The organism is Candidatus Erwinia haradaeae, from assembly GCF_900698925.1.
Classification (GTDB): domain Bacteria; phylum Pseudomonadota; class Gammaproteobacteria; order Enterobacterales; family Enterobacteriaceae; genus Erwinia_E; species Erwinia_E haradaeae_I.
This window is the reverse complement of the sequence record NZ_LR217713.1, coordinates 868,587-879,731: the sequence shown is the minus strand read 5'-3', so window position 1 is coordinate 879,731 and position 11,145 is coordinate 868,587. Positions and strand designations below refer to the sequence as shown.

The following is an 11,145-nucleotide window of genomic DNA, read 5'->3' as shown; positions in this document are numbered from 1 at the left end:
ATACGACTTTAATTCTTTAATTATAGAAACGAGTTATTGGATTACGAGGAAGATAATTAGTATTATAATACTTAGTATATACAATGATTTTATGTATATTTAATTTTTTAGTTAAGCAACTTAGTTTTGTGAACAATAATGGTGATCCTAGGTGATTCACGTTTGTAATTTAATTCATTATTAAAATATAGCACCTCTAACATAGATTGATAAGTTATGTATGATCACAGTTCTTTTTTTTGGTTAGAAACCTGTAGAATGATAGATAAAATTTATAGTATGTTTATAAGTGATGTGGATACTAATAGAGCTTAGTGGAACGTTTTTATTTGTTTTTTCTTATTTCATATTGGTTGTGTTGGCAATAGGTGTTAGTGTTAGCGGTAAGCATGTTAGATCATATTTAAATGTTGATCTTAAAAATATCTAGATTGGTGCGAAAATCTTTCATATGGCATTGTAATTGATTTAAAATATTTCGTTTTAAAGGGAGTTTTTCTCCTTTGATTTATACAGTATGAGTATCATACCTACAAGAAATGGTATAAGTAATACTAGAGACGATTTGCTAAGACTGCTACCATTTATGAATCGTTCTAGGGTTAATGCGATCAAGGGGAATATCATAAAAACAAGCGATGCCTGAAAGGGTTTAATAATTTTTTGAAGAAAAAAATATGCTAGAACTCCTCCTACTCCTGCTACTATACCGAGGTAAGCTATGGCTAATAAGGCTTGTGTAGAAAACATCTTAAAATCAGTGGTTTCACTTAGACCGGCTATGGTAAGAATTATACCAGCGCCTAAACAAGGCAGGGTGTTATAACTGAGAACTGAGATAGTCATGCAGCGCTTTTTGCATAGAACATACATAATAGCATGTATTAGAACTGCTGCAACGAGTGCTAATACACCCCGTATTTGGGTATCTAGGTTATGATGTGCTTCTTGCCATAAAATTATGATTAATGTGCTAATGCTTATCCATAAACCAAAAATTTGTTGTATTGTGGTTCGTTCATTTAGAATGAATCGAGAGAGAATAAGAACAATAGCAGGCATGATAGAAAAAATAATTGACGCTAGACCAGAGGCAATGTATCTCTCTCCATAAATCATGAGCGTAAATGGTAAGGCAAAATAAAAAAGTGTGACATATAATTGGAAAAGGCCCTGACCAGACGGGAATAAAAGAGGAGCTTGTTTATAACGTGATAACAAAAACAGGAGTGGTGTTGCAAATAAAAAGCGAAGCCCGGTGGCAAGAATAGGCGGAACAGAAGAGACAGCAATTTTCATTGCCATCCAGGTAGTGCCCCAAGTAAAAGAGACAGCAGTGAATAAACTGATGATCACGAGGTTATGAAAAATTTTTCTTCGCATTATATCTCCATTCTATTAAACTTCTATTAAACTTTGGTACATGTCTTAAATGGTACATGTCTTAAATAAGATTAACGATATGTTTGGAGAAAAAGTTACTAAACTCTTATTTCAAAGGTTATTACAAGGAGAATATATTGCTACCAATAACGTTGGATAAAAAAGATCGTTTGTTACTCAGCCTTCTGCAGAAGGATTGTACTCTTTCTTTACAGGTTTTGGCAGAGACCGTTTGTCTCACTACCACTCCTTGCTGGAAACGACTGAAGAGGTTAGATGATGAGGGGTATATTCGTGCTCGGGTAGCATTATTAAATAGTGATAAGCTTGGTTTGGATCTTACTGCTTTTGTTTTTATAAAAACTCATCAGCATAGCAGTGATGGATTTGATCAATTTGTTAGTACAATACAAATAATGCCGGAGGTTATGGGGTTTTATCGAATGGCAGGGGAATATGATTATCTTCTTAGAGTTCAAGTTGCTGATATGAAAAGTTATGATAGATTTTATAAAAACTTATTGCATAGCGTACCTACTTTGTTGGATGTTACTTCAAGTTTTGCAATGGAAGAGATTAAGTATACTACTTCTTTGCCAGTGCGTCTTTAAATAGCGAGGTTTCGGATGAGTCAGGCCGATCATCAGGATTTTTCAGTTAGGTTATTTAGCCAATTAAGCTGGTATTTTTTACGTGAATGGCGTCGTTATCTTGGGGCGGTTCTTCTTCTTCTTATAATTGCAATATTAAAGTTATTACCACCATGCGTTGTAGGAAAAATAGTAGACGGCGTAAGTCGTAATGAATTAAGTCACAGTCAAGTGTTGATGTGGGTTGGTGTTATGCTTCTTACTGCTACGGTGATTTATGTATTACATTACTTATGGCGCATACTGTTATTTGGTGCTTCCTATCATTTAGCAGTAGAATTGCGCGCAGGTTTTTACAGGCAGCTTAGTTGTCAACATCCTGAATTTTATTTACGTCGTCGTACTGGTGATTTAATTGCTCGAGCTACTAATGATGTGGATCGTGTAGTCTTTGCAGCTGGTGAAGGTTTTCTTACTTTAGTAGATTCTTTAGTAATGGGAGTCACAGTGTTGCTGGTCATGGGTTCACAAATTAGTTTAAAATTAACAATTTTAGCGCTTCTTCCAATGCCTATAATGGCTTTAGTTATTAAATGTTATGGTAATCAACTACATCAGCGTTTTAAAAATGTACAAGCTGCCTTTTCATCATTAAATGATCAGACACAAGAAAGTTTAAGCAGTATTCGCATGATTAAAGCTTTTGGTTTAGAGGATCATCAATCTGCTAAATTTGCAGCTATCGCTAAAGATACAGGAGAGGAAAATTTGCGCGCTGCTCGTATTGATGCTCGTTTTGATCCTACTATTTATGTTTCTGTTGCATTGTCAAATTTGTTAGCTATTGTTGGTGGCAGTTGGATGGTGTGGCATAGTACGATTACTTTAGGTCAGTTAACTAGTTTTGTCATGTATCTAGGTTTAATGATTTGGCCTATGCTGGCATTAGCATGGATGTTGAATATTGTTGAGCGAGGGAGCGTGGCTTGGAGTCGTATTTTTGCACTCCTATCGGAGGCTCCAGTAGTGGTTGATGGTCAGAATATTTTACCTAAAAATCGCGGTTTGTTACAAATTACTATAGGAAAATTTTATTATCCAGGGTCAGAGAAGGCTATATTATCGAATCTTAATGTGACGATTAAGCCTGGTCAGATGTTAGGTGTATGTGGTCCAACGGGTTCTGGAAAAAGTACTTTATTAAGTTTAATTCAACGTCATTTTGACATTGATCAAGGAGATATTTTTTTTCATGAAACTCCTTTATCTCAGATTCGTCTTGATTCGTGGCGCAGTCGACTTGCAGTGGCGAGTCAAACTCCTTTTTTATTTTCTGATAGTGTAGCAAAAAACATTGCTTTAGGGCGTCCAACTTCTACTCAACATGAGATTGAGTATGTGGCAAAGCTTGCACATGTTCATGAAGATATATTGCGTTTACCTTGTGGTTATGAAACACAAGTTGGTGAACGTGGTGTAATGCTTTCAGGAGGGCAGAAACAACGTATTGCTATTGCTCGCGCACTTCTTTTAAATGCTGAGATTCTAGTGTTAGATGATGCGTTATCTGCTGTGGATGGACGTACTGAACATCAAATTATGCATAATTTGCGTCACTGGGGAGAAAGTAGAACGGTTATTATTACCGCTCATCGCCTTTCTGTTTTAGCTGAAGCTAATGAAATTTTAGTATTAAAGAATGGAATGGTGACGCAAAGAGGGGATCATAATAAGTTATTGGCTAATAAAGGTTGGTATCGTGAAATGTATCGTTATCAGCAGTTAGAGGATGTATTGGATAAGGATAATATAGAATACGGAGCGGCCGATGACTAATGTAGTCAAACTTTGGCCAACTATAAAAAGGTTACTTGCGTATGGTGCCCCGTGGTGGAAGTCTCTTTGTTTAGCTATTGTAATGCTATGGATTGCTGCTGGGGCAGAAGTTATAGGCTCAATACTTCTTAGTGTTCTCATTGATCACATGGCTAAACACTATGTGCCTTTTGGAGGTTTGTCGGGATTAATAGTATTGGGTTATCTTTTCTTACAGATACTGGCGGCATTGTTATATTACTGGCAAGCGCTATGGTTTAATCAAGTTTCAGTGAGAGTGGTTCAAGATTTACGAACTAATGTCATGGATGCAGCATTACGTCAGCCCTTAAGTGTTTTTGATGCTCAGCCAGTTGGACAAATTATTTCAAGGGTTACTAATGACACGGAAGTAGTACGTGATTTATATGTGACTGTAGTTTCTACAGCATTGCGTAGCAGCGCATTAGTTGGAACGATGCTTGTGGCCATGTTTAGTCTTAACTGGCGTATGGCATTAGTAGCGATGACAATTTTTCCTGCTGTATTAATAGTGATGTTTATATACCAGCGTTGTAGTACTCCCATTGTGAGACGAGTTCGTAGTTATTTAGCTGATATTAATAATGGTTTTAATGAAGTTATTAATGGAATGAGTGTTATCCAACAGTTTCGACAACAAGCTCGCTTTGGCAAGCGGATGGGAGAAATTAGTCGATTACATTATCTATCTCGTATGGAGACTCTAAGGCTCGAAGGGTTCTTGTTACGACCACTTTTAAGTTTTTTTTCTGCGTTGATTTTATGTGGTTTAATGATGCTTTTTGGTTTTTCATCTATTAATACTATTGAGGTTGGCGTATTATATGCTTTTATCAACTATCTTGCGCGGTTAAACGAGCCCTTAATTGAAGTAACTACGCAGCAATCGATTTTACAGCAGGCTGTGGTTGCAGGCGAGAGGATTTTTGAATTAATGGATTCTCCTCGACAACACTACGGTGAGGATATAGAGCCATTGCATTCTGGAAGTATTGATATTCGTAATTTAACTTTTACGTATTCTTCTTGTTGTCCGGTTTTAACCGATATCAATATATCGGTACCTACTCAACACTTTGTGGCATTAGTCGGGCATACTGGAAGTGGGAAAAGCACATTAGCAAATCTTTTGATGGGTTATTATCCTTTAAATAAAGGTGAAATATTACTTGATTCTAGACCATTGTCTTCGTTGAGTCATTCTGTATTGCGTGATAGTTTAGCAATGTTACAGCAAGATCCAGTAATATTAGCTGATACGTTTTTTGCTAATGTTACTTTAGGCAGATCTATTACTGAAGAGGTAGTTTGGCATATTTTAGAGACAGTACAATTAGCAGCTCTCGCGCGATCCATGCCACAAGGTATCTACACTCATTTAGGAGAGCAGGGTAATTTTCTATCTGTTGGACAAAAACAGCTTTTAGCGATAGCAAGAGTATTGGTTACCACACCACAGATACTGATTTTAGATGAAGCAACAGCTAATATTGACTCGGGTACTGAGCAAGCAATTCAGAAAGCTTTATGTCTTTTACGTAAAAAAGCAACACTTATAGTTATCGCCCATCGTCTTTCAACAATTACTGAAGCAGATACAATTTTCGTACTACATCGAGGGCGAATAGTAGAGAGTGGTAATCATCATCAATTATTACAAAAACAGGGTCGTTATTGGCAGATGTATCGATTACAATTGGCTAGTGAAGAAATTTTCATGATGTAATATATTTCATGAAATAGAGATTGTAATAATTTTATACTTTTAAGGCTTTGATATATAAGAACCAGAATATTACTTATACTAAGTGATATGTCATTAGTAATATGATATGTGTGATATAAAAAAAGAGTTGAGATATGACATGAGAGACCATTATATTTCGACAGAAATATAATATAGCCTTTTAAGTTCAATGAAGTATTGTATTTAGTTATTTTTTGATACATCAACGGAATTACAGACAGTATGGTGTGGATGTAGAATGTTTTCTATTAATTTGAGAATATTTTTGTTTTTTGTTCCTATCTTTTCTTTCCATTTTTATTTAATTGTCTATGTTCGTTATAAGAATTAGATCTTTTTATTTAATGGATTGTATTTTTCTGCCATACATACAGCAGCAGTAAATAAAATAGCTGCGGATGAGTTAAGAGCGGTCTCAGCAGAATCCTGCAATATGCTTATAATAAATCCGATTGCGACTACTTGCATGGCTATTTCATTAGGAATACCAAAGATGTGACATACTACTGGTATTAAAAGTAGCGATCCACTAGCAATACTAGAGGCACCACAAGCGCATAAAGATGCTACCAGGCTAAGTAGAATCGAAGTAGGCCAGTCTAGACTAATTCCTAGGGTGTGTATCGCTGCGAGTGTTAGCACCGTAATAGTGATAGATGCACCCGACATGCTAATATTGGCTCCAATAGGAATTGATATAGTATAGGTCTCTGGATTTAGATTTAATTTTTTGGCTAAAATAATATTGACCGGGATATTAGCAGCGGAGCTGCGAGTAAAAAAAGCAGTTACTCCGCTCTCTTTTAAACAGATAAAGACTAGTGGATAAGGATTACGACGTATTATATACCATACAATTAGAGGATTTAATAGTAGTGCAATTAGAAACATACATCCTATAAGGAGGCTAAGTAGTCCAGCGTATTGCCATAACACCTTAAATCCAGTTGAGGCTAGGCTTGAGGAAACTAATCCGCAAATGCCAATGGGTGCAAATTTAATGATTAAATGCACTAGTTGTGTGACTGCAGCCGCACAATCGTTTAGTAGAGAGCGGGTAGTTTTACTGCTGTGACGAAAGGCAAATCCTAAGCTAATTCCCCATAAAAGAATACTAATGTAATTCGCTTGCATTAATGATTCAATGGGATTAGTTACCATACTCATTAGCAAGATTCTTAATACTTCTAACGTTTTAGAGGGTTGGGTTACAATCGTAGAATGAGTTGACGGTAGTGTTAAAGTTTGTGGCATTAAGTAACTGAAGATTAATGCGATTATGACTGCGCTAAATGTACTGAGTAAATAGAGAATAATAATTTTTCGAATGTTATTTTTTTGTCCTTCGTTATAGTTAGCAATAGATGTTAGAGTAAGGACTAGCACGAGTAAGGGTGAGATGGATTTTAATATATTTACAAATAAATCCCCTAGCACCCCTATGGCTATTGCATACTCTTTTGAAAACCAAGCTAATGTCATGCCAAATGCTAAACCAACAATAATTTGCATTACCAAACTATTTTTTATATTTTTTTTATTTTTTTGTATTATCATTATAAGATCACTATGTATTAGTGTTTGTGATTTTCGGAATTTATATATACAGTATTGATGCAAAGAAGTATAAGGATATAGTGTAAGAGAAAAAATGGACTCATAGTTTTACATTATCATTGTTTAAATTTATAGAATTATAGTTATACATAATTAAGAAAAGTTGATTGAGTAATGTTTATTGAGTAATACTGAGTGAATTTTTTTATTTACATATAAGATTTTTCTCGATCAGAATTAGAAATAACTCTTCTGATGTAGAGTTATAGAAGACTGTGGATTGCATATTATATGATATATATAGGGAATATTTATGTAATGATGTAATAATTAGTAGATTGAGTTAATTCATAGGGTAGTTATACAGCGGAGGTGCTTGTATAGTCAAAGGATTTTTTTTAATCATAAGATGTTTTATTTACCGACAAAGTCTTCGTCATTAGATTTTAGAAACATATGTTTTGTTTTTTTTATTTATTTTTTTATAGCTACATGTCCGTTGTGTTTGCAAAATAAAGTGATCAAGAAATTATTTATTTTTTATATGAAGAACAAGATTAAAAGATTGGAAAAAAGATATGTATGAATATCTAAAGAGGGGTGATAGATATCAAGTTGATTATATATTTTATATAGTTTTCTCAGTGACATGTATTTGGTTTTATTTTTGCTTTGATCAATAATGAAAGTACAGCTTATAAGTTTAATTTTTAGTTCTTTCTTGTATCTTTTTAATCTTTGGATGAAATAGCTAATATAGAATTATTTCTTTATTTTTTATGGGTATAAATACAAGAACTTTTTTAATTTTTATTTATTTAGTCACTAATTTTTTTTATGAATATCAATAATTTAGTATGATGTATTATAGTATAAATTTAATTATGTTAAAATAGTTGAAGAATTTTCACAAAATAGTTTAGATGTAATCACCAAGATCACTTAGTGATATGTTTTATAATTATGTTATTCTATATTAGAAAAACAGTGGTTTTAAGAAAATTAACTTGTGAAATAATTTATATATAGATAAAAACCATAATTAATCTGTAATGATAAGAAAGTCATTATTCTATATATTGTATTTCTCTAGGTTTTTTAGGTTAATAGTTAAATTACTATTACATATGTGGAGAACATGAAGACCATACCTAATTCTATTCGTCTATTTGTTTGTTTGTGATTTCAATGGTGAATATATTGTGATGATGTACTAAATTAAATTCACTGTAATGACTGGATTGATATGACCAGCTTTACCGTAACGGGTAGGACAAGCAAGTCTATCTTGTATATTATTCAATAATTGGTATACAGGTGTCATACCATCTACGATTTCATCTTTAAAAAGCTGAATGTTTTTTAAAGCCATTGGTCTGTAGCTCATAAAAGAAAGATTGCTAATACTTCGTTATTTATGTTAGTGAAAAAGATAGAAGTAGTCGTCACACTATTTTCCTATTCTAGGCAAACTGTTCATTAAAGATTCATAGAGGTTAATGAAGACCCATGACTGCATATTCAGTCATGGATAACTCCATCAAATGGTAGTAGATCAAAACTAATACACACCGATTTTAGCATCGGTGTGTATTAGGCGTATTTGTATAAAAAACAACGGAAATTAGTATCTCAAGTAGGGATACTAGAACTCTCAGGGCGAGAAACTAGTGAAATTCCTAGTTTTTTACATTTGTATTAGATAGATTGACAACCATTCTGTGGTAGCGATCAGGATGAGATGTCTGTGTATATGTGAAAATTTACTTGAATTCGTTCAAATATATGTCTTTTTTATAGTACAGGTGTTTTTTCTTTTTTTTATTTAGGTCCTTGTAAAGTGTTTGTTCGAAGATAAGGTTTTCGATCTATTTTTTTAATTTTTGATTAATTTATTTTCTCGGAGAGAAAAAGAACCGATTGATGAGAGTTATATTTAGTTGATTTGTCATAAGATTTTATTAATATATACAGTTATTATAATATTTTTTTGCAGTAAAAATTCTGATATATTGACTTAATAACATTATATTACTTGATTTTAAATCAGTGATTAGATTGTAAGAACCGATCTTGAAAGAATAAAATTGATTAGATTTTTGGTTATGCCCTTTATTATCCCATGCCTCTGCATAGAGGTGTGGGATAAGTGAATGTATATTATAAAGTTTCAGAATATTGCATGTATTATGGTATGCTATATCTTTGATATAGCTTTCATATAAGTAATTAATTATTTGATTATTTACTACTATACTCATGTTTTAGGAAGTTTCAGAAGTATGCATACTAATGATCTTTTAATCGAAAAGATATTATAATTATAGTTCATAGAGTTGTTCGATAAGAGAGTTCAGCTTAATACTTAGGTTTAAACAATAGTCCATATACATCAGCTATTCAGTATTTTAGATTTATTCTTATGAATATTAATATAAGTAGGATTCTAATAGTTGTTGTTCTTTACCTTTAAAACCTATACTTACATTATATTCATTGTAAAAAGAAATGAGCTAGAGGATGATAAATATATCATATATTCTATTCATATCATGAATTATATTAATTATTATAAATAATAGTAAAGTTAATAGTGCTTATTTTATTTAAGTTTGAATGATTTATTTTTTTATATTTTTCTTGTTTTGTCATATGTTATGATATATGGAATTTTTTTATTGTAATATCAAGATATATCAGTTAACTCACAATAAATACAGAGACTGTATAATAAAAGTATTTCTATTTATCTAGATTTAGATAAAATATTATTTTATTCTTGTTATTAGTTACATGTAAACAGAAATGATTAGACACAACTAGAGTCTTTCTGAAGAAAAAAGATATAACACTTATTATGCGTATATTATAATTTTGTATAAAAATATTAATTTACAGTATGCAATCTCGTAAATATTTTTATTATTGATGGTGCATGCTACATTGATATTATATTATTTATATTTTTATGGTTTTATAATATTTTTAAAGATATGAGAATACTTACAATTCCAACATATCTAATAGCAAACTATTTCTACAAAGTTAACATAAATATTAAACATATCAATGGATCTATTTCTTTTAAATATAAAGAAGGGCCCCGTCATTTCTGACGGAGCTTATATAGAGTATTCAGATTTTCACTGATCTTACTTGTGGGTAGTCAATGATAAACTTAGATTACATATTAGATGGTGCTAACATTTACTGCAGCTGGGCCTTTCTGTCCATCCTGAATTTCAAACTCAACACTCTGGCCTTCAGCGAGAGTTTTGAAGCCGTTACCCTGAATAGCGGAGAAGTGCACAAACACATCTTTGCTTCCGTCGGAAGGAGTGATAAAACCAAAACCTTTAGACTCATTGAACCATTTAACCTGACCTTTAATCTTTGCCATTTTACACATTCCTTAGAGAGATTATTCGCCCGTGGGCTTTTGACGTTCAGAAAAACTAAAAACATTACTGTATGAGGTATTAATTAAGTCGTGGCAAGGAAGCGGTATTCAACGTCAACGTTTTTACTCATATCTTCTTTACTGTCTTTAATTCACATCTTCTTTACTTTTACTAAAGAAGTGGCTCATAAACAGAGATGTATCTTGTTTTACTAAGATGTTTATCACATATCTGCTAATTAATGGCAAGTCATTTTTACAAGATCAGGGTATATCTCAATATCTTTTAAATTCTATTTGTCTCATGCAGTATGACTATTGGTGTATTATGTGCTAATTAAATGCTCTCACCATTAGAATGAAAGGTAATTTAATTGGTTAGTTTGATTAATAAATCGGTGTATATCAAACATATGTTATTTGAAAATGTCGATGTTTATCTGTTGTTAAGAATATAAATAATGTCATATCAATGTAGCATGCACCGTCAATAATAAAAATATTTACGAGATTGCATACTGTAAATTAATATTTTTATACAAAATTATAATATACGTATAATCAATGTTATATCTTTTTTCTTCAGAACGACTCTAGTTGTGTCTAATCCT

8 protein-coding genes are annotated in these 11,145 nt (G+C 32.4%); 3 read left to right on the top strand and 5 right to left on the bottom strand.

The genetic code is table 11. The features are described 5' to 3' along the window. Nucleotides 1-483 precede the first annotated feature (483 nt). Nucleotides 484-1,383 carry a DMT family transporter gene (locus HACICURV3402_RS02665; protein ID WP_157992779.1) on the bottom strand — a complete coding sequence of 300 codons (900 nt, stop codon included), beginning with the start codon at nucleotides 1,381-1,383 and terminating at the stop codon, nucleotides 484-486. A 137-nt stretch (nucleotides 1,384-1,520) separates the two neighbouring features. On the opposite strand from HACICURV3402_RS02665, the gene HACICURV3402_RS02660 reads away from it, so the two are divergent. Genes HACICURV3402_RS02660 through HACICURV3402_RS02650 form a run of 3 tightly spaced genes read left to right on the top strand, consistent with a single transcriptional unit; the run spans nucleotide 1,521 to nucleotide 5,556 of the window. Continuing rightward, on the top strand, nucleotides 1,521-1,994 hold the full coding sequence (locus HACICURV3402_RS02660; protein WP_157992778.1) for an Lrp/AsnC family transcriptional regulator: 474 nt from the start codon (nucleotides 1,521-1,523) through the stop codon (nucleotides 1,992-1,994). 15 nt (nucleotides 1,995-2,009) lie between these two features. Then, entirely contained in the window at nucleotides 2,010-3,809 is a 1,800-nt protein-coding gene (locus tag HACICURV3402_RS02655; RefSeq protein WP_157992777.1) for a SmdA family multidrug ABC transporter permease/ATP-binding protein, read from the top strand. Beyond that, entirely contained in the window at nucleotides 3,802-5,556 is a 1,755-nt protein-coding gene (locus HACICURV3402_RS02650; RefSeq protein WP_157992776.1) for a SmdB family multidrug efflux ABC transporter permease/ATP-binding protein, read from the top strand. The genes HACICURV3402_RS02655 and HACICURV3402_RS02650 overlap by 8 nt, the downstream gene beginning before the upstream one ends. A 348-nt stretch (nucleotides 5,557-5,904) precedes the next feature. Here the strand turns inward: HACICURV3402_RS02650 and sstT are convergent, their stop codons facing one another. The 4 genes from sstT to HACICURV3402_RS03400 all read right to left on the bottom strand — a co-directional run bounded on the left by sstT (nucleotide 5,905) and on the right by HACICURV3402_RS03400 (nucleotide 10,686). After that, nucleotides 5,905-7,134 carry a serine/threonine transporter SstT gene (sstT, locus tag HACICURV3402_RS02645; RefSeq protein WP_157992775.1) on the bottom strand — a complete coding sequence of 410 codons (1,230 nt, stop codon included), beginning with the start codon at nucleotides 7,132-7,134 and terminating at the stop codon, nucleotides 5,905-5,907. Nucleotides 7,135-8,347: 1,213 nt separating this feature from the next. After that, on the bottom strand, nucleotides 8,348-8,521 hold the full coding sequence (locus HACICURV3402_RS02640; RefSeq protein ID WP_157992774.1) for a hypothetical protein: 174 nt from the start codon (nucleotides 8,519-8,521) through the stop codon (nucleotides 8,348-8,350). A gap of 1,803 nt (nucleotides 8,522-10,324) precedes the next feature. Further along, the gene (gene cspE, locus HACICURV3402_RS02635; RefSeq protein ID WP_157991161.1) at nucleotides 10,325-10,534 is read right to left on the bottom strand and encodes a transcription antiterminator/RNA stability regulator CspE; all 210 of its coding nucleotides are present in this window, start codon (nucleotides 10,532-10,534) and stop codon (nucleotides 10,325-10,327) included. 83 nt (nucleotides 10,535-10,617) lie between these two features. Beyond that, nucleotides 10,618-10,686, bottom strand: a complete 69-nt coding sequence (locus HACICURV3402_RS03400) for a DUF2627 domain-containing protein (RefSeq protein ID WP_408609279.1) — start codon at nucleotides 10,684-10,686, stop codon at nucleotides 10,618-10,620. Nucleotides 10,687-11,145 lie beyond the last annotated feature (459 nt).

Bases quoted from the DNA above. Each gene is read 5' to 3' on its own strand.
- HACICURV3402_RS02665 (WP_157992779.1), bottom strand. From the start codon at position 1,383: ATGCGAAGAAAAATTTTTCATAACCTCGTGATCATCAGTTTATTCACT.
- cspE (WP_157991161.1), bottom strand. From the start codon at position 10,534: ATGGCAAAGATTAAAGGTCAGGTTAAATGGTTCAATGAGTCTAAAGGT.
- HACICURV3402_RS02650 (WP_157992776.1), top strand. From the start codon at position 3,802: ATGACTAATGTAGTCAAACTTTGGCCAACTATAAAAAGGTTACTTGCG.
- HACICURV3402_RS02655 (WP_157992777.1), top strand. From the start codon at position 2,010: ATGAGTCAGGCCGATCATCAGGATTTTTCAGTTAGGTTATTTAGCCAA.
- HACICURV3402_RS02640 (WP_157992774.1), bottom strand. From the start codon at position 8,521: ATGAGCTACAGACCAATGGCTTTAAAAAACATTCAGCTTTTTAAAGAT.
- sstT (WP_157992775.1), bottom strand. From the start codon at position 7,134: ATGATAATACAAAAAAATAAAAAAAATATAAAAAATAGTTTGGTAATG.